Source organism: Streptomyces sp. NPDC060031 (assembly GCF_042736805.1).
Taxonomy (GTDB): Bacteria; Actinomycetota; Actinomycetes; order Streptomycetales; family Streptomycetaceae; genus Streptomyces.
This window is the reverse complement of sequence record NZ_JBHWVM010000089.1, coordinates 1-17,323: the sequence shown is the minus strand read 5'-3', so window position 1 is coordinate 17,323 and position 17,323 is coordinate 1. Positions and strand designations below refer to the sequence as shown.

Sequence of the window (17,323 nt, the reverse complement as noted above, 5' to 3'; positions counted from 1 at the left end):
CGTCCTCGATACCGAGTACATCGCAGCTAGTGTGTGGGGCTGAGATGGCCGGCGATACATCTGGGGCAGCCCGTGCGTGAATATCTGCTGACGCTTTGCGTCACGGTTGCGGTGACCTATCTGCTCACTGGGCCCGTGCGGAAGTTCGCGATCGCGGTCGGCGCGATGCCGGAGATCCGTGCCCGCGACGTCCACCGGGAGCCGACGCCGAGACTCGGCGGCATCGCGATGTTCGGCGGACTGTGCGCGGGGCTCCTGGTCGCGGACCACCTGCAGAACCTCAACGGCGTCTTCGAGCTGTCGAACGAGCCGCGCGCCCTGCTCTCCGGGGCGGCGCTGATCTGGCTGGTCGGCGTGCTCGACGACAAGTTCGAGATCGACGCCCTGATCAAGCTCGGCGCGCAGATGATCGCCGCCGGTGTGATGGTCATCCAGGGTCTGACCATCCTGTGGATCCCCGTCCCGGGCATCGGCACCGTCGCCCTCACCCAGTGGCAGGGCAACCTGCTCACCGTGGCCCTCGTCGTGATCACCATCAACGCGGTGAACTTCGTGGACGGCCTCGACGGCCTGGCCGCCGGCACCGTCTGCATCGCGGCCTGCGCCTTCTTCCTCTACGCCTACCGCATCTGGTTCGGCTACGGCATCGAGGCGGCCGCGCCGGCGACCCTCTTCGCCGCGATCCTGATGGGCATGTGCCTGGGCTTCCTGCCGCACAACATGCATCCCGCCCGGATCTTCATGGGCGACTCCGGCTCGATGCTGATCGGCCTGGTGCTGGCCGCCTCGGCGATCTCCATCACCGGCCAGGTGGACCCGGACACGATGGCGCTGTTCGCGGGCGGCGAGCGCAACGCGACGCACGCGATGCTGCCCGTCTTCATCCCGCTGCTGCTGCCGCTGACCATCATCGCGATCCCGATGGCCGACCTCGTCCTGGCCATCATCCGGCGTACGTGGAACGGCCAGTCGCCGTTCGCGGCCGACCGCGGGCACCTGCACCACCGGCTGTTGGAGCTCGGGCACTCGCACAGCCGCGCCGTGCTGATCATGTACTTCTGGTCGGGCCTGATCGCCTTCGGCGCGGTGGCGTACTCGGTGCACTCCGCCTCGATGTGGATCGTGCTCGCGATCGCCGGGCTGAGCGCCCTGGGCCTGGTCCTGCTGCTCCTGCCGCGCTTCACGCCGCGGACCCCGCGGTGGGCGGAACGGCTGGTCCCGCCGCGCTACCGGCACGTCGAACGGGCCGCCGAGGCGGCCCTGCTGGACGCCACGGGAGCGGAGCCGGCGCCGGTGCGGCCGGTCGCGGTGGGTGTCTCCGGCGTCAACGGCGCGACCGCGGTAGGCCCCCGTTCGCGCTTCCCCGACCGGCGTAAGGCCGAATCCTCGCGCTGACGGCCGAGGTGCATGTCGGACATGAACCCCCTTTACCAGACAAGGCGGTTGGATGTCGCGCACACACGCGCAGGGTCCCTCTCATGTGTGACAGTCAGCACACCCAGCAGGTAAAGCTCTCATCAAATAGTTTGTGATACCGTTCACTAAACCCGGCGACAGAGCCGAAGGACCGTAGTGCGACGGTCCATTGGCCCGAGGTTCCCACTCGAACCGGGCTTACGCTCGTCCCGTACGAGTCCCGTGCCCCCACCACCACGCGGAGCAAACCGCCATGCGGTCAGACGATGTCCGATCCCTCCTGCAAACCGCTGTGCCCACAGCTGCGGCCGGCGCTCTAGCCGCCGTCATCAGCGCCGTGGTCGTCGGCGGCAAGGGGGCTCTGGGTGCTGTCATCGCGACGCTGGTCGTGATTCTCTTCATGGGCATCGGGTTCGTGGTCTTGCAGCGCACGGCGAAATCACTACCGCACCTGTTCCAGGCCATGGGGCTCATGCTCTACACGGCCCAGATCCTGTTGCTCTTCGTCTTTCTCGCCGTGTTCAAGAACACGACACTGTTCCACCCGCGGTCCTTCGCGTTCACGCTCGTCGCCACCACCCTCGTGTGGATCGGCGTGCAGACCCGTGTTCATATGAAGGCCAAGATCCTCTACGTTGAACCGGACTCGACAAAGGGCGAAAAGCCCGAAAACTCGGGGCCGAAGTCGTGAGGGGTAGGGGCGGAATAAGTGTGCGTTCGAGATGCTGCTATCGTCCGGTTCCAACTGCGGCACTGCGGGCGCGGGCATCTGAGCTGACGCCTGTTCCATCGCGAGGCTCGATGCCTGAATGCCGCCCCACCATCCGTAACACCAGTCCAGTGCCGAACCGCGGCTGCGCGCCGCGCCGACACAACGAGGTTGCCGTACCTATGCGCCACGCTGAAGGAGCCCGCGGTGAGTGCTGCTGACATGACGCTCGCCTTCGATATCAACTGTCATTTCGAAGACGGCACTGGCTGCGGCTTCCCGGGCCCGACCCTGTACTCGTTCCTGTTCGAGCCGATCTTCGGTGACGCGGACAGCAACCTGTACTTCAACAAGACGATGCTCCTGGCCCTCCTGGGCTCGGTCATCATCGTCGGCTTCTTCTGGGCTGCGTTCCGGAAGCCGAAGGTCGTTCCCGGCAAGCTGCAGATGGTCGCCGAGGCGGGCTACGACTTCGTACGCCGCGGCATCGTCTACGAGACGCTCGGTAAGAAGGAAGGCGAGAAGTACGTCCCCTTCATGGTCGCGACGTTCTTCTTCGTCTGGATCATGAACCTGTGGTCGATCGTGCCGCTCGCCCAGTTCCCGGTGACCGCGGTCATCGCGTACCCGGCCGGTCTCGCCGCGATCATCTACGTCATGTGGATGTCGGTGACCTTCAAGCGCCACGGCTTCGTCGGCGGCTTCAAGAACCTCACGGGCTACGACAAGTCGCTGGGTGCGATCCTGCCGCTGGTCATGGTGATCGAGTTCTTCTCGAACGTCATCGTCCGGCCCTTCACGCACGCGGTCCGACTGTTCGCGAACATGTTCGCCGGTCACACCCTGCTGCTGCTGTTCACCATCGCCAGCTGGTACCTGCTGAACGGGATCGGCATCGCGTACGCGGGCGTCTCGTTCGTCATGGTGATCGTGATGACCGCATTCGAACTCTTCATCCAGGCTGTCCAGGCGTACGTCTTCGTCCTCCTGGCCTGCAGCTTCCTGCAGGGCGCAATCGCCGAGCACCACTGAGCGACCACCGCTCCCTGCAACCCCCCCGAATCGTCCGGTGGCCAACCCCCACCGGTCCATGAAAGAGAAGGAAGAACTGGCATGTCCCAGATCCTCGCTGCCGCCGAAGGCGTTACCGGCTCCCTCAGCTCCGTTGGCTACGGTCTCGCGGCCATCGGCCCCGGCGTCGGCGTCGGCATCATCTTCGGTAACGGCACCCAGGCGATGGCCCGTCAGCCCGAGGCCGCCGGTCTGATCCGCGCCAACCAGATCCTCGGCTTCGCCTTCTGTGAGGCGCTCGCCCTCATCGGTCTGGTCATGCCGTTCGTCTACTAAGACGAGCCCGACGACTAGTCCGTACCGACGAAAGGCACTGATGTGAACCTCCTGGTTCTGGCGGCCGAGGAGCCTAACAACCCCCTCTTCCCGCCGATCCCCGAGCTCGTCATCGGTCTGATCGCCTTCGTCATCGTCTTCGGTTTCCTCGCGAAGAAGCTCCTCCCGAACATCAACAAGGTTCTGGACGAGCGCCGCGAGTCGATCGAGGGCGGTATCGAAAAGGCAGAAGCCGCTCAGACCGAGGCCCAGAGCGTCCTGGAGCAGTACAAGGCCCAGCTCGCCGAGGCCCGGCACGAGGCCGCGCGCCTGCGCCAGGAAGCGCTGGAGCAGGGCACTGCGCTGAAGGAAGAACTGCGCGCAGAGGGCCAGCGGCAGCGTGAGGAGATCATCGCTGCCGGCCACGCCCAGATCGAGGCCGACCGCAAGGCCGCCTCTCAGGCGCTGCGTCAGGACGTGGGCAAGCTCGCCACCGACCTGGCCGGAAAGCTCGTCGGCGAGTCCCTTGAGGACCACGCCCGGCAGAGCCGCACGATCGACCGTTTCCTCAGCGAGCTCGAGGAGAAGGCCGAGGCCGCCCGATGAACGGAGCGAGCCGCGAGGCACTGGCCTCCGCGCGCGAGCGTCTCGACGCGCTGACGGACAACACGTCCGTCGACGCGGCGAAGCTCGCCGGTGAGCTGGCTGCCGTCACCGCGCTGCTCGACCGTGAGGTCTCGCTGCGTCGGGTCATCACGGACCCGGCGCAGTCCGGCGAGGCCAAGGCCGAGCTGGCCAACCGCCTGCTGGCGGGCCAGGTGGGCGGGGAAACCCTCGACCTGGTGTCCGGCATGGTCCGGTCCCGCTGGTCGCAGTCCCGCGACCTGGTGGACTCGCTGGAGCAGCTGGCGTCCACCGCCGACCTCACGGCGGCCCAGCAGGGCGGCGCGCTCGACGACGTCGAGGACGAGCTGTTCCGGTTCGGCCGGATCGTGTCCTCGAACACCGAGCTGCGCGCCGCGCTGACCGATCGGTCGGCCACCGTCGCCGCCCAGAGCCAGCTGCTGCGCAGCCTGCTCGGCGGCAAGGCGAACGCCGTCACCGAGCGTCTGGTCACGCGTCTCGTCACGCACCCGCGTGGACGTAGCCTGGAAGCGGGACTCGAGTCCCTCTCCGTGCTCGCCGCCGAGCGCCGCAACCGCATGGTCGCCACCGTGACCACCGCGGTTCCGCTCAGCGACGTGCAGAAGCAGCGTCTCGGCGCGGTGCTGGCCAAGCTGTACGGCCGCCAGATGCACCTGAACCTCGACGTGGACCCCACGGTCCTCGGCGGGATCGTGGTGCGAGTCGGCGACGAGGTCATCGACGGCACCATCGCGGACCGCCTTTCCGAGGCGTCCCGCCGCATGGCCGGCTGACCAGCCACCAATAGAACAACGCATTCCTAGCGGCCCGGTTGGGCCGTGCAGAACTTGCAGAAGATTCCTGGGGGTCACCCCCAGACCCCTAAGAAGCTTCAGGCCCAACAAGGAGAGCAGGGAACCCAGATGGCGGAGCTCACGATCCGGCCGGAGGAGATCCGGGACGCACTGGAGAACTTTGTCCAGTCGTACCAGCCGGACGCGGCCTCGCGCGAGGAGGTCGGAACGGTCAGCGTTGCCGGCGACGGCATCGCGAAGGTGGAGGGCCTGCCCTCCGCCATGGCGAACGAGCTGCTGAAGTTCGAGGACGGCACCCTCGGTCTCGCCCTCAACCTCGACGAGCGCGAGATCGGTGCGGTCGTCCTCGGCGAGTTCAGCGGTATCGAGGAGGGCCAGCCGGTGCAGCGCACCGGTGAGGTTCTCTCCGTAGGCGTCGGCGAGGGTTACCTCGGCCGCGTCGTCGACCCGCTCGGCAACCCGATCGACGGTCTCGGCGAGATCGCGACCGAAGGCCGTCGCGCCCTCGAGCTGCAGGCCCCGGGCGTCATGGTCCGTAAGTCGGTGCACGAGCCGATGCAGACCGGCTACAAGGCCATCGACGCGATGGTGCCGGTCGGCCGTGGTCAGCGTCAGCTGATCATCGGTGACCGTCAGACCGGCAAGACCGCTCTGGCCGTCGACACGATCATCAACCAGCGCGACAACTGGCGCTCGGGCGACGTGAACAAGCAGGTTCGCTGCATCTACGTCGCCATCGGCCAGAAGGGCTCGACCATCGCGTCCGTTCGCGGCGCCCTGGAAGACGCCGGCGCGCTCGAGTACACGACGATCGTCGCCGCCCCGGCGTCCGACCCGGCCGGCTTCAAGTACCTGGCGCCGTACACCGGCTCGGCCATCGGCCAGCACTGGATGTACGCCGGCAAGCACGTCCTGATCATCTTCGACGACCTGTCGAAGCAGGCCGACGCCTACCGCGCCGTGTCGCTGCTGCTGCGCCGCCCGCCGGGCCGTGAGGCCTACCCGGGTGACGTCTTCTACCTGCACTCCCGTCTGCTGGAGCGCTGCGCCAAGCTCTCCGACGACATGGGCGCCGGTTCGATGACCGGTCTGCCGATCGTCGAGACCAAGGCGAACGACGTGTCGGCGTTCATCCCGACCAACGTCATCTCCATCACCGACGGCCAGTGCTTCCTGGAGTCCGACCTGTTCAACGCGGGCCAGCGCCCGGCGCTGAACGTCGGCATCTCGGTCTCCCGTGTCGGTGGCTCGGCCCAGCACAAGGCCATGAAGCAGGTTTCCGGCCGTCTGCGCCTGGACCTGGCCCAGTACCGCGAGCTGGAGGCGTTCGCCGCCTTCGGTTCCGACCTGGACGCCGCGTCGAAGGCCTCGCTGGAGCGCGGCAAGCGTCTGGTCGAGCTGCTGAAGCAGGGCCAGTACCAGCCGATGCCCGTCGAGGAGCAGGTCGTCTCCGTCTGGGCCGGTACCACCGGCAAGATGGACGACGTCCCGGTCAACGACATCCGTCGCTTCGAGTCGGAGCTGCTGGAGCACCTGCGCCGCGAGCGCAAGGACCTCCTCACCTCCATCGCCGACGGCGGCAAGATGTCGGACGACACCCTGACGTCGATCGCGGACGCCATCGCCGGGTTCAAGCGCCAGTTCGAGACCTCGGACGGCAAGCTCCTGGGCGAGGACGCGCCGGCCGTCAACGTCTCCAAGTGACGACGGAAGGGACCTGACTCATGGGAGCGCAGCTCCGGGTCTACAAGCGTCGCATCCGTGCCGTCACGGCGACCAAGAAGATCACCAAGGCGATGGAGATGATCGCCGCCTCGCGCATCGTCAAGGCGCAGCGCAAGGTGGCGGCGTCGATGCCGTACGCGACCGAGCTCACCCGTGCGGTGACCGCGGTGGCGACCGGTTCGAACAACAGGCACGCCCTGACCACCGAGGTCGAGGCGCCGACCCGCGCCGCGATCCTGCTCATCACGAGCGACCGCGGTCTGGCCGGCGGCTACTCCTCGAATGCGATCAAGCAGGCGGAGCGGCTCACGGAGCGGCTCCGCGGTGAGGGCAAGGAGGTCGACACCTACATCGTCGGCCGCAAGGGTGTCGCCTACTACGGCTTCCGCGAGCGCAAGGTCGCGGAGTCGTGGACCGGCTTCACCGACAGCCCGGCTTACGCCGACGCCAAGCGCGTCGCGGCGCCGCTGATCGAGGCCATCCAGACGGACACGGCCGAGGGCGGCGTCGACGAGCTGCACATCATCTACACGGAATTCGTGTCGATGATGACGCAGAACGCGGTGGACGGCCGGATGCTGCCGCTCAGTCTCGACAAGGCAGAGGAGGAGACCGGCGCGAAGGGCGAGATCCTTCCGCTGTTCGACTTCGAGCCGTCGGCGGAGGACGTCCTCGACGCCCTGCTGCCGCGCTACGTCGAGAGCCGCATCTACAACGCACTGCTGCAGTCGGCCGCTTCCGAGCACGCCGCCCGCCGCCGCGCGATGAAGTCGGCTACCGACAACGCCGGAGACCTCATCAAGAGCCTCTCCCGGCTTGCCAACGCGGCCCGCCAGGCCGAAATCACCCAGGAAATCAGCGAGATCGTCGGTGGCGCGAGCGCCATGGCTGACGCGACCGCGGGGAGTGACAAGTAATGACGACCACTGTTGAGACGGCCGCCGCCACGGGCCGCGTCGCCCGGGTCATCGGCCCGGTCGTCGACGTGGAGTTCCCCGTCGACGCCATGCCCGAGATCTACAACGCGCTGAAGGTCCAGGTCGCCGACCCGGCCGAGGACGGCAAGCTCAAGACGCTGACCCTCGAAGTCGCCCAGCACCTGGGTGACGGCCTGGTCCGCACGATCTCGATGCAGCCCACCGACGGCCTGGTCCGCCAGGCCCCGGTGACCAACACGGGCGAGGGCATCACCGTCCCCGTCGGTGACTTCACCAAGGGCAAGGTGTTCAACACCCTCGGTGAGGTGCTGAACTACCCCGAGGCGAACGCCGAGGTCACCGAGCGCTGGCCCATCCACCGCAAGGCGCCTCGCTTCGACGAGCTCGAGTCGAAGACCGAGATGTTCGAGACCGGCGTCAAGGTCATCGACCTTCTCACCCCGTACGTCAAGGGTGGAAAGATCGGTCTGTTCGGTGGTGCCGGTGTCGGCAAGACCGTTCTGATCCAGGAAATGATCTACCGCGTCGCCAACAACCACGACGGTGTGTCGGTCTTCGCGGGCGTCGGTGAGCGTACCCGTGAGGGCAACGACCTCATCGAGGAAATGGCCGAATCGGGCGTCATCGACAAGACGGCGCTCGTCTTCGGCCAGATGGACGAGCCCCCGGGCACCCGTCTTCGCGTCGCGCTCGCCGGTCTGACCATGGCGGAGTACTTCCGCGATGTTCAGAAGCAGGACGTGCTCTTCTTCATCGACAACATCTTCCGTTACACCCAGGCCGGCTCCGAGGTCTCCACGCTGCTCGGCCGCATGCCGTCCGCAGTGGGTTACCAGCCGAACCTGGCTGACGAGATGGGTCTGCTGCAGGAGCGCATCACCTCGACCCGCGGTCACTCGATCACCTCGATGCAGGCGATCTACGTCCCCGCGGACGACCTGACCGACCCGGCGCCGGCCACCACCTTCGCCCACCTCGACGCGACGACGGTTCTTTCCCGTCCGATCTCCGAGAAGGGCATCTACCCGGCCGTGGACCCGCTGGACTCGACGTCCCGCATCCTCGACCCGCGGTACATCGCGGCGGACCACTACGCCACCGCGATGCGCGTCAAGGGGATCCTGCAGAAGTACAAGGACCTCCAGGACATCATCGCGATCCTCGGTATCGACGAGCTGGGCGAGGAGGACAAGCTCGTTGTCCACCGTGCCCGTCGCGTCGAGCGCTTCCTGTCGCAGAACACCCACGTCGCCAAGCAGTTCACCGGCGTGGACGGTTCGGACGTTCCGCTCGAGGAGTCGATCGTGGCGTTCAACGCGATCTGCGACGGTGACTACGACCACTTCCCCGAGCAGGCGTTCTTCCTGTGCGGTGGCATCGAGGACCTGAAGGCCAACGCCAAGGAGCTGGGCGTCTCCTGATCCGGTGCGCTCCTCGTGAGCGCATTCGGTTCGCAGGACCACGGAGAGGGGCGGGTGTGTCCCGTCCCTCTCCCCACGCCCATTAGAATTTGACCCAACACCCGGCTGAACCGCCGGGTGGTGACCCGAGGAGCCACCTTGGCTGCTGAGCTGCACGTCGAGCTGGTCGCGGCGGACCGCAATGTCTGGTCCGGCGAGGCCACCCTTGTTGTCGCCCGCACCACGTCCGGCGACATCGGCGTCATGCCCGGTCACCAGCCGCTTCTCGGTGTGCTGGAATCGGGCCCGGTGACCATCCGTACCAGCGAGGGCGGCACTGTCGTCGCCGCGGTGCACGGCGGATTCATCTCGTTCGCGGACAACAAGCTGTCCCTGCTGGCCGAGATCGCCGAGCTCGCGGACGAGATTGACGTCCAGCGGGCGGAGCGGGCACTGGAGCGCGCGAAGTCGGAGGCGGATGCCGCCGCCGAACGTCGCGCCGATGTCCGGCTGCGCGCGGTCACGGGGCACTGAGCCCCGTACCGAACAGGTTTGAGACCTCAGCCGCGGTCCGTTCCGGAATTTTCCGGAGCGGGTCGCGGCTGAGGCGATGCAGGGCCGCCCCCAGACTTGTCTGGTAGGGATAACAGTCGTGTGCGGTATTTCGATGAGCGAGGAGGTCGGTGAAGATGCTCCTCGCTCTGCTTGTGAGCGGCCTGGTCGTAGCCCTGGTGGTGATCGGGCTGTTTGTCTTCGGGCTGCGCCGCAGACTGATCCAGCGGTCCGGCGGGACCTTCGACTGCAGCCTGCGCTGGGGCGTGGCCGAGGAGCCGGACGTCTCCGGCAAGGGCTGGGTCTACGGGGTCGCCCGCTACGGCGGTGACCGGATCGAGTGGTTCCGGGTGTTCTCGTACTCGCCGCGGCCGCGCCGGGTGTTGGAGCGCTCCGCCATCGAGGTGCTGGCCCGCCGCGCCCCCGAGGGCGAGGAGGAGCTGGCGCTGCTGTCCGACGCCGTCGTGCTCGGCTGTTCCCATCGGGGGACCCGCCTGGAGCTGGCGATGAGCGACGACGCGCTGACCGGATTCCTGGCCTGGCTGGAGGCGGCGCCTCCCGGGCAAAGGGTGAACGTGGCGTAGCGGCACTCTCGTGGCATGGAGAAGCCGGGGAGACGGGGGCGGACCCGTCTCCCCGGCTTCCGTCTTTTACTGGAGACCGCTGCTGATCGCGCTCGCGAGCTCACCGTTGGCGGTGTCGCCGCTGAACTCCCAGAAGAAGGCGCCCTTGAGGCCCTGCTGCTTGGCCCAGGTCATCTTCCCGGCGATCGTGGCGGGGGTGTCGTAGCTCCACCAGTTGCTGCCGCACTTGGCGTAGGCCGTGCCGGCGACGGTGCCGGTGGAGGGGCAGCTGGTCTTGAGCACCTTGTAGTCCTCGATGCCCTGCTCGTACGTGCCGGGGGCCGGGCCGGTGGCCGCGCCGCCCGGGGTCGCCTGGGTGACGCCCGTCCAGCCGCGGCCGTAGAAGCCGATGCCGAGGTTGAGCTTGGACCCGGCGATGCCCTTGCCCTTGAGCTTGGTGACGGCGGCCTCGGAGTTGAAGCCGGCGATCGGGATGCCGGCGTACGAGGTGAGCGGGGAGTGCGGGGCGGTCGGGCCCTTGGCGTCCCACGCGCCGAAGAAGTCGTAGGTCATGACGTTGTAGAAGTCGACGTACTGGGCGGCGCCCGCGTAGTCGGCGAGGTCGAGCTTGCCGCCGTTGGAGCCGTCGGCGGAGATCGCGGCGGTGACCAGGTTGGAGCTGCCGAACTTGCCGCGCAGCGCCGACATCAGGGTCTTGAAGGAGGCGGCCCCGCTGGTGTCGCAGGACAGGCCGCAGGCGTTCGGGTACTCCCAGTCGATGTCGATGCCGTCGAAGACGTCGGCCCAGCGCGGGTCCTCGACCAGGTCGTAGCAGGACTGGGCGAAGGCGGCGGGGTTGGCGGCGGCCTGTCCGAAGCCGCCGGACCAGGTCCAGCCGCCGAAGGAGTACAGGACCTTGATGTTCGGGTACTTCTTCTTCAGCTGGCGCAGCTGGTTGAAGTTGCCCGCGACCGGCTGGTCCCAGGTGTCGGCGACACCCGAGACGCTGGAGGAGGCGTCGTAGGTCTTCTGGTAGTCGGCGTACGCGTCACCGATCGTGCACTTGCCGCCCTGGACGTTGCCGAAGGCGTAGTTGATGTGCGTGATCTTGGCCGCGGAGCCGGAGGTGACCAGGTTCTTCACGTGGTAGTTGCGCTGGTAGACGCCCCAGTCGGTGAAGTAGCCGAGCTTGACGGCGGCGCCCGGGTTGCCGGGGTCGCCCGGGTCGGTGGTGCCGCCGGTGGTGGTCACCGAGAGGGCGCCGGAGAAGGGCCCGGTCTGGTCGACGGTGTCGCGGGCGACGACCGTGTAGCTGTACGTCGTGCCCTTGGTCAGGCCCGAGTCGGTGTACGAGGGGGTCGTGACGGTGGCGATCTTGACGCCGCCGCGGTGGACGTCGTAGTTCTTGACGCCCTTGTCGTCGGTGGCCGCGGCCCAGCCGAGGGTCACGCCGGTGTCGGTGACGCCGCTGGCCGTGGGGGTGCCGGGGGCGCCGGGCGGGTTGTCGGTGGGCGTGGTGCCGCCGTCGCAGGAGCCGCCGTTGACCTTGCAGCCGCTGGGGGCGCCGGGGCCGGCGCCGTTGAAGCCGAAGCTGATGCTGGCGCCCGGGGAGAGGGTGCCGTTCCAGCCGACGTTTTTGCCGGTCCAGTGGGTGCCCGAGCTGGTGACGGTGGCGTCCCAGGCCGAGGTGACGCTGGTGCCGGCGGGGTAGTCCCACTCCACGGTCCAGCTGGTGAGGGTGGTGGTGCCGGTGTTCTTCACCGTCCACTTGCCTTCGAAGCCGGAGCCCCAGTCGGACACCTTGGTGTAGGCCGCCGTCGCCGACGCGGCGGCTTCGGCGGGTCCGGCGAGGGCCACCAGTGCGGCGACGGGCAGGGACAGACAGGCCACGGCCGCGGCCACTTTGCGGAACAGTCTTACGCGTCGTGGGGGTGCTGTGCTCAAGGGTGCTCCTCCGTAGGTCCGTCGCGGCCGTGGGGCCGACCGCGACATGGGGGTGGGACCTGCGCCGCCCGTGAGCACGCTTTGTCATGGCACGCTCACCACAGTGTTGCGGTGAGAGTAGAAAGGTCTGGACCAAGCGTCAAGAGGTCCAGACCTCCCGGCAGATACGACCCCAGCGCCGCTCCAGCGACCGCCGAACCGCCGCCAACGGCCGCCCCTAGAGGTCGAGTTCCTGCGCCAGCACCGCCGCCTGCAACCGGCTGCGCAGCTCCAGCTTCCCCAGCAGCCTGCTGACGTGCGTCTTCACCGTCGCCTCCGCCATCTCCAGGCGCACCGCGATCTCCGCGTTCGCCAGCCCCTCGCCCAGAGCGCCCAGCACCTCCCGCTCCCGCCGGGTCAGCGAGGCCACCGCCGCGGCCGTCGCCTCGGGGACGGGAGCCCGCACGGCCGCCCGCGGAGCCGCGAACTCGGCGATCAGCCGACGGGTCACCGCCGGGGCGATCAGACCCTCCCCGCGCGCGACGGTCCGCACCGCCTCGATCAGCTCCGCCGCGTCCGCGTTCTTCAGCAGGAAGCCCGCCGCGCCCGCCCGCAGCGCCCCGAACACGTACTCGTCCAGGTCGAAGGTGGTCAGCACCAGGACGTCCGCCAGCCCCTCCGCGACCACCTGGCGGGTCGCCGAGACCCCGTCGAGCCGTGGCATCTGCACGTCCATGAGCACCAGGTCGGGCCGCAGCTCCCGGGCCAGGCGCACCGCCTCCTCGCCGTCCGCCGCCTCACCCGCCACCTCGATGTCGCCCGCGCTGCGCAGGATCAGCACCAGCCCGGCCCGTACCGCGTTCTGGTCCTCCGCCACCACGACCCGGATCGTCATTCGCGCACCGCCTTCTCCTGCGCGGGCAGCGCCGCGCGCACCCGCCACACCGATCCGGCGGGCCCGGCCGGGCCCGCCGAGAACTCCCCGCCGAGCAGCTCCGTCCGCTCCCGCATGCCGATCAGCCCGGCCCCGGAGCCGGGGGCCCGGGGGCCGGAGCGGTCCCCGTGCGGGGAGTCCACCTGGACGGTCAGCATCCCCCCTCCGGTCCGGCCGCGGGTCAGGCGGACCGTGACCGTGCCCGGGACGGCGTGCTTGAGGGCGTTGGTCAGCGACTCCTGCGCGATCCGGTACGCCGCCAGCTCCACCGGGGCCGGCAGCGGCTCGCCGGGCGGCCGGTCGTCGTGGAGTACGAATTCCAGCCCGCTCGCGGAGCCGTTCGTACGGGCCTGCCCGAGCAGGGCGTCCAGCCCGTCGAGCGAGGGCACGGCCGCCGCTTCCTGCTCGGCGCCCGCCTCGCGCAGCAGTCCGATCAGCCGGCGCATTTCGGCCAGGCCCTGAACGCTGTTCTCCCGGATCACCCCGAGCGCCTCGCGGCTCGTCGCGGGGGAGTCGATGGTGAGCGCCGCGGTGGAGTGGATGGCGATGGCCGACAAGTGGTTGGCCACCATGTCGTGCAGCTCGCGGGCCATCCGGGCGCGCTCGGCGACCACGGCCTGGGCCCGGTCCATCTCGGCCAGCAGGGTGGTCTGCTGGGCACGCAACCGGGCGGCCACGGTGGCCTCGCGCTGGTTGCGCAAGGTGGCGCCGGTCAGGGCCGGGCCGAAGCTGACGATGCCGGTGATCACGCCGATCAGGAGCGCCTGCGGGGTGCGCAGCCAGGCCACGGCCGCGATCGTGACCGCCACCGTGACCAGCCCGGTGCTGACGGGGAGCCGGCGGGCCATGGCGGGTTTGCCGTAGACCACGGCCGCGTACATCAGGTCCGTGAAGATCAGGACGGTGGCCAGATTTCCCACCGTGAACTGGTCCGCGATCACCCCGACGGTGCCGATGGCCACGGCGACGCGGGGAGCGGAGCGGCGCACCAGTTCCAGGACGGCCAGCACGGACAGCGGGACCAGGGCGGCCCAGTCGGGGAGCAGGTTCCGGCCGCCGTTGGAGTAGACCCCCAGGCCCCACAGAACGAGGCCGGCGAGCGGACTGGCCACGGCGAGCAGCACGTCGTGGCGGTGGGGGCGGGGGAGGGTCACGGCACCATCCAACACGGTGCGAGCGGCCGGGGCCTCGGCGCGGAAGGTGAACCCGCGGCCCCGCCGGTACATCGAAGGATGCAGTCGCGTTCCCCGTCGGCGACGACGAAAGGCCGCGAAAGCGCCGCCAGGGTGGAAGGGAGCCGAAAGGAGACTCCCGTGATCGTCACGTTGGTCATCGCCTGCGAGGCCGGGTTCTGGCTGCTGCTGGCCGGCGGGCTGGCCCTGCGCTACCTCGCGAGGATGCCCCGGGCCGGCGCCGCACTGCTGCTGTGCGAACCGGTACTGGAGCTGGTCCTGCTGATCGCCACGGTGATCGACCTCAAGAACGGGGCCGAGCCGGACTGGAAGCACGGCCTGGCCGCCGTCTACATCGGCTTCTCGGTGGGCCTGGGCCGCCACACGATCCGCTGGGCCGACGCCCAGGTCGCGTACCGCTTCTTCGGCGGGCCGCCGCCGCCGAGGACACCGGCCGGCGGCACGGCCCGAGCGGTCCACGAGTGGAAGACCGCGGGCCGGTGGTCGCTGGCGGCAGGGGTCGCCCTGGCGCTGCTCCAGGGCGCGATCTGGTACGTCGGATCGGACGCCGGCGTGGGCTCGCTGCGCGCGTGGCAGCACAAGATGCTGGTGGTGATCGGCGTCAACCTGGCGATCGCCGTCTCCCACACCCTCTTCCCGAAGCGCATCGAAGAGGCCCGGGCCCGCGGGCCGCTGAGGTGATCCCCGGGGTCAGCGCTCGCCGCCCGGCACCCACAGCACGTCCCCGACCTCCTTGTTGGCCGTGCGCGCCAGGATGAACAGGAGGTCGGAGAGGCGGTTGAGGTAGGTGGCGGTGAGCGGGTTCATCACCTCTCCGTGCACCTCCAGCGCCGCCCACGTCGAGCGCTCGGCGCGCCGGACCACCGTGCAGGCCTGGTGGAGCAGGGCCGCGCCGGGGGTGCCGCCGGGCAGGATGAAGCTGCGGAGCTTCTCCAACTGCTCGTTGAAGGCGTCGCAGTCGGCCTCCAGCCTGTCGATGTAGAACTGCTCGACGCGCAGGGGCGGGTACTGCGGCTCCTCCACCACCGGGGTGCACAGGTCGGCTCCGACGTCGAACAGGTCGTTCTGCACCCGGACCAGGACTTTCACGACCTCCTGCGGCAGCGAGCCGAGGGCGATCGCCGTCCCGATGGCCGCGTTGGCCTCGTTGGCGTCGGCGTACGCGGAGATGCGCAGGTCGGTCTTCTGCGTACGGCTCATGTCGCCCAGGGCGGTCGTGCCCTTGTCGCCGGTGCGGGTGTAGATGCGCGTGAGGTTCACCATGCGGCCAGCGTAGTGCGGGCCAACTGCGGGCCTCCGGCGCACTGCTGGGCCGTACCAGTGTGATGTCCGTCATCTGAGACGTGACGCGTGTTACTTCGAGGTCACACCGCCCCTCACGGACGCTAGTCTCCGCCGGAGAGGCCCACGCGACCGGGCTTTGTCGAGGCGGGGCCGCACTGGGGCCGCGCCGTATCGAGGCTGTGCCATATCAAGAACGTGGGGTGTGCAGTGGCTGGGAAGCTTGCCGTCATCGGTGCCGGTCTGATGGGTTCCGGTATCGCTCAGGTCTCCGCTCAGGCGGGTTGGGACGTCGTGCTGCGCGATGTCACCGACGCCGCGCTGACCCGGGGCACCGACGGGATCAAGGCCTCGTACGACAAGTTCGTCTCCAAGGGCAAGCTGACCGCCGAGGACGCCGAGGCGGCGCTCGCCCGGATCACCACGACCACCGACTTCGACGCGGTCGCCGACGTCGACATCGTCGTCGAGGCCGTCTTCGAGAAGCTCGACGTCAAGCACGACATCTTCCGCACCCTGGACGAGCTGGTGCGCGAGGACACGGTCCTCGCCTCCAACACCTCCGCCATCCCGATCACCAAGATCGCGGCCGTGACGAAGCGCCCCGAGCGGGTCGTCGGCGCGCACTTCTTCTCGCCCGTCCCGATGATGCAGCTGTGCGAGCTGGTACGCGGCTACAAGACGAGCGACGAAACCCTCGCCACCACGCGGGCGTTCGCTGAGTCCGTCGGCAAGACCTGCATCGTCGTCAACCGTGACGTCGCAGGCTTCGTGACGACCCGTCTGATCTCGGCGCTGGTCGTCGAGGCCGCGAAGCTGTACGAATCGGGCGTGGCCTCCGCGGAGGACATCGACATCGCCTGCAAGCTCGGCTTCGGGCACGCCATGGGGCCGCTGGCCACCGCCGACCTCACCGGCGTCGACATCCTGCTGCACGCCACCAGCAACATCTACACCGAGTCGCAGGACGAGAAGTTCGCGCCGCCGGAGCTGATGCGCCGGATGGTGGACGCGGGTGACCTCGGCCGCAAGAGCGGGCAGGGCTTCTACAAGCACTGAGCGCGCCGTTCGAATGTCGTCACCCCTCCGGGTGAATTAGGTATCGGTTCGCTCACGGTCGGCAACTTCCCTGCCCCCGAGGCAGTCAGTTGCAGTGAGAGTTGCCGACCACGGACCAGTCGGACCATACGTACGCAGTACCGCCGGGAGCACACATGCACATCAGGGGCGACCACGCCGAACTCGCTGTCGGGGGCCGCCTCGACGTGCGCAGCGCGGCGGACGCCCGTACGGCCCTGCACACCGCCCTCGACGACGGCCACGGCGACCTCGTGCTGGACCTCACCGGGCTCGACTCCTGGGACGCGACCGGCCTCGGCGTCATCATGGGCGCCCACCGCCGGGCCGGGCGCACCGGCCGGCGGCTCGTCCTGCGCGGGGTGCCCCCGCAGATGCAGCGGCTGCTCGTGGCCACCCGGCTGCACCGGATCCTCGCGATCGAGGGCGGCCTGGAAGCGGAGTCCCTCCCGCGCGTGTGACCCGCGGCCGGGTTTCCTGCGGAAACGTAACGTTCCTGCGGAGAAGGCCCCCGACGGTTCCCGCGCGCCCGGCCACGGTCTAGGGTTCGGGCGGAAACCGGACCAGTACAGCGGTGTGTGCGAAGGCCGGACGGAACGACGGCGACGACGCGCGGCGCGATCGGGGGACTGGCCCATGGACCACACGCAGGTGCACACGGATCCGGCGGAGCAGCCCGCGCGGGTGGTCACGCTGACCGCCGGCGACTTCACGCTCACCGTGAACCCCGTCGACGGCAGCGAGATCGAGCCGCACCGGCCCGGCGCCGCCACCGGCCGTCCCGCCAAGCGCACCGCCGCCGACCGTGCCGCGCGCGGGGCGGCCGTCCGGCCCCCCGCCGCGCCGC

19 protein-coding genes are annotated in these 17,323 nt (G+C 69.0%); 15 read left to right on the top strand and 4 right to left on the bottom strand.

Annotation, left to right across the window (positions count from 1 at the left end; translation table 11 throughout):
* Nucleotides 1–60 precede the first annotated feature (60 nt).
* From ACFWB8_RS29950 to ACFWB8_RS29900, 11 genes are all read left to right on the top strand, one after another.
* Nucleotides 61–1,395: an MraY family glycosyltransferase gene (locus ACFWB8_RS29950; RefSeq protein ID WP_385233967.1), complete on the top strand. Its 1,335-nt coding sequence runs from the start codon at nucleotides 61–63 to the stop codon at nucleotides 1,393–1,395.
* 274 nt (nucleotides 1,396–1,669) lie between these two features.
* Nucleotides 1,670–2,107: a hypothetical protein gene (locus tag ACFWB8_RS29945; protein WP_385233927.1), complete on the top strand. Its 438-nt coding sequence runs from the start codon at nucleotides 1,670–1,672 to the stop codon at nucleotides 2,105–2,107.
* 240 nt (nucleotides 2,108–2,347) lie between these two features.
* A complete protein-coding gene (gene atpB, locus ACFWB8_RS29940) occupies nucleotides 2,348–3,157 on the top strand; it encodes a F0F1 ATP synthase subunit A (RefSeq protein ID WP_385233964.1) in 810 nt (269 codons plus the stop codon).
* Nucleotides 3,158–3,238: 81 nt separating this feature from the next.
* Nucleotides 3,239–3,472 (top strand): ATP synthase F0 subunit C, encoded by a 234-nt coding sequence (gene atpE, locus ACFWB8_RS29935; protein WP_385233924.1) that lies wholly within the window; start codon nucleotides 3,239–3,241, stop codon nucleotides 3,470–3,472.
* Between the two features lie 42 nt (nucleotides 3,473–3,514).
* Nucleotides 3,515–4,057, top strand: a complete 543-nt coding sequence (locus ACFWB8_RS29930; protein ID WP_385233921.1) for a F0F1 ATP synthase subunit B — start codon at nucleotides 3,515–3,517, stop codon at nucleotides 4,055–4,057.
* The gene (locus ACFWB8_RS29925; RefSeq protein ID WP_385233918.1) at nucleotides 4,054–4,869 is read left to right on the top strand and encodes a F0F1 ATP synthase subunit delta; all 816 of its coding nucleotides are present in this window, start codon (nucleotides 4,054–4,056) and stop codon (nucleotides 4,867–4,869) included. The genes ACFWB8_RS29930 and ACFWB8_RS29925 overlap by 4 nt, the downstream gene beginning before the upstream one ends.
* Nucleotides 4,870–4,998: 129 nt before the next feature.
* Nucleotides 4,999–6,594, top strand: a complete 1,596-nt coding sequence (gene atpA / locus ACFWB8_RS29920; RefSeq protein ID WP_385233915.1) for a F0F1 ATP synthase subunit alpha — start codon at nucleotides 4,999–5,001, stop codon at nucleotides 6,592–6,594.
* A 20-nt stretch (nucleotides 6,595–6,614) separates the two neighbouring features.
* Entirely contained in the window at nucleotides 6,615–7,532 is a 918-nt protein-coding gene (locus ACFWB8_RS29915; protein ID WP_385233912.1) for a F0F1 ATP synthase subunit gamma, read from the top strand.
* Nucleotides 7,532–8,974, top strand: coding sequence for a F0F1 ATP synthase subunit beta (gene atpD, locus ACFWB8_RS29910; RefSeq protein ID WP_385233909.1), 1,443 nt, complete (start codon nucleotides 7,532–7,534; stop codon nucleotides 8,972–8,974). The genes ACFWB8_RS29915 and atpD overlap by 1 nt, the downstream gene beginning before the upstream one ends.
* 138 nt (nucleotides 8,975–9,112) lie before the next feature.
* Entirely contained in the window at nucleotides 9,113–9,487 is a 375-nt protein-coding gene (locus ACFWB8_RS29905) for a F0F1 ATP synthase subunit epsilon (RefSeq protein ID WP_280916174.1), read from the top strand.
* A gap of 155 nt (nucleotides 9,488–9,642) precedes the next feature.
* On the top strand, nucleotides 9,643–10,089 hold the full coding sequence (locus tag ACFWB8_RS29900) for a DUF2550 domain-containing protein (RefSeq protein WP_385233905.1): 447 nt from the start codon (nucleotides 9,643–9,645) through the stop codon (nucleotides 10,087–10,089).
* Between the two features lie 66 nt (nucleotides 10,090–10,155).
* Here ACFWB8_RS29900 and ACFWB8_RS29895 read toward each other — a convergent pair whose 3' ends face one another.
* The 3 genes from ACFWB8_RS29895 to ACFWB8_RS29885 form a co-directional block, all read right to left on the bottom strand.
* The gene (locus ACFWB8_RS29895; protein ID WP_385233902.1) at nucleotides 10,156–12,060 is read right to left on the bottom strand and encodes a glycosyl hydrolase family 18 protein; all 1,905 of its coding nucleotides are present in this window, start codon (nucleotides 12,058–12,060) and stop codon (nucleotides 10,156–10,158) included.
* Between the two features lie 169 nt (nucleotides 12,061–12,229).
* On the bottom strand, nucleotides 12,230–12,886 hold the full coding sequence (locus ACFWB8_RS29890; protein WP_385233899.1) for a response regulator: 657 nt from the start codon (nucleotides 12,884–12,886) through the stop codon (nucleotides 12,230–12,232).
* Nucleotides 12,883–14,079: a sensor histidine kinase gene (locus tag ACFWB8_RS29885; protein WP_385233896.1), complete on the bottom strand. Its 1,197-nt coding sequence runs from the start codon at nucleotides 14,077–14,079 to the stop codon at nucleotides 12,883–12,885. The genes ACFWB8_RS29890 and ACFWB8_RS29885 overlap by 4 nt, the downstream gene beginning before the upstream one ends.
* 159 nt (nucleotides 14,080–14,238) lie before the next feature.
* Between ACFWB8_RS29885 and ACFWB8_RS29880 the strand changes: the two genes are divergently transcribed.
* Entirely contained in the window at nucleotides 14,239–14,799 is a 561-nt protein-coding gene (locus ACFWB8_RS29880; RefSeq protein WP_385233893.1) for a hypothetical protein, read from the top strand.
* Between the two features lie 9 nt (nucleotides 14,800–14,808).
* Here ACFWB8_RS29880 and ACFWB8_RS29875 read toward each other — a convergent pair whose 3' ends face one another.
* Nucleotides 14,809–15,381 carry a cob(I)yrinic acid a,c-diamide adenosyltransferase gene (locus ACFWB8_RS29875; protein WP_385233890.1) on the bottom strand — a complete coding sequence of 191 codons (573 nt, stop codon included), beginning with the start codon at nucleotides 15,379–15,381 and terminating at the stop codon, nucleotides 14,809–14,811.
* A 228-nt stretch (nucleotides 15,382–15,609) separates the two neighbouring features.
* On the opposite strand from ACFWB8_RS29875, the gene ACFWB8_RS29870 reads away from it, so the two are divergent.
* The 3 genes from ACFWB8_RS29870 to ACFWB8_RS29860 all read left to right on the top strand — a co-directional run.
* On the top strand, nucleotides 15,610–16,458 hold the full coding sequence (locus ACFWB8_RS29870) for a 3-hydroxyacyl-CoA dehydrogenase family protein (RefSeq protein WP_385233887.1): 849 nt from the start codon (nucleotides 15,610–15,612) through the stop codon (nucleotides 16,456–16,458).
* A 155-nt stretch (nucleotides 16,459–16,613) separates the two neighbouring features.
* Nucleotides 16,614–16,937: an STAS domain-containing protein gene (locus ACFWB8_RS29865; protein ID WP_030153791.1), complete on the top strand. Its 324-nt coding sequence runs from the start codon at nucleotides 16,614–16,616 to the stop codon at nucleotides 16,935–16,937.
* A 175-nt stretch (nucleotides 16,938–17,112) separates the two neighbouring features.
* On the top strand, nucleotides 17,113–17,323 hold a 211-nt coding region (locus ACFWB8_RS29860; RefSeq protein ID WP_385233884.1), incomplete at its 3' end, for a hypothetical protein.

Excerpts from the sequence above, each read along its gene's own strand:
- ACFWB8_RS29865 (WP_030153791.1), top strand. The coding sequence starts at position 16,614 with ATGCACATCAGGGGCGACCACGCCGAACTCGCTGTCGGGGGCCGCCTC.
- ACFWB8_RS29900 (WP_385233905.1), top strand. The coding sequence starts at position 9,643 with ATGCTCCTCGCTCTGCTTGTGAGCGGCCTGGTCGTAGCCCTGGTGGTG.
- ACFWB8_RS29895 (WP_385233902.1), bottom strand. The coding sequence starts at position 12,060 with ATGTCGCGGTCGGCCCCACGGCCGCGACGGACCTACGGAGGAGCACCC.
- ACFWB8_RS29925 (WP_385233918.1), top strand. The coding sequence starts at position 4,054 with ATGAACGGAGCGAGCCGCGAGGCACTGGCCTCCGCGCGCGAGCGTCTC.
- ACFWB8_RS29890 (WP_385233899.1), bottom strand. The coding sequence starts at position 12,886 with ATGACGATCCGGGTCGTGGTGGCGGAGGACCAGAACGCGGTACGGGCC.
- atpD (WP_385233909.1), top strand. The coding sequence starts at position 7,532 with ATGACGACCACTGTTGAGACGGCCGCCGCCACGGGCCGCGTCGCCCGG.
- atpA (WP_385233915.1), top strand. The coding sequence starts at position 4,999 with ATGGCGGAGCTCACGATCCGGCCGGAGGAGATCCGGGACGCACTGGAG.
- ACFWB8_RS29875 (WP_385233890.1), bottom strand. The coding sequence starts at position 15,381 with ATGGTGAACCTCACGCGCATCTACACCCGCACCGGCGACAAGGGCACG.
- atpE (WP_385233924.1), top strand. The coding sequence starts at position 3,239 with ATGTCCCAGATCCTCGCTGCCGCCGAAGGCGTTACCGGCTCCCTCAGC.
- ACFWB8_RS29945 (WP_385233927.1), top strand. The coding sequence starts at position 1,670 with ATGCGGTCAGACGATGTCCGATCCCTCCTGCAAACCGCTGTGCCCACA.
- ACFWB8_RS29915 (WP_385233912.1), top strand. The coding sequence starts at position 6,615 with ATGGGAGCGCAGCTCCGGGTCTACAAGCGTCGCATCCGTGCCGTCACG.
- atpB (WP_385233964.1), top strand. The coding sequence starts at position 2,348 with ATGACGCTCGCCTTCGATATCAACTGTCATTTCGAAGACGGCACTGGC.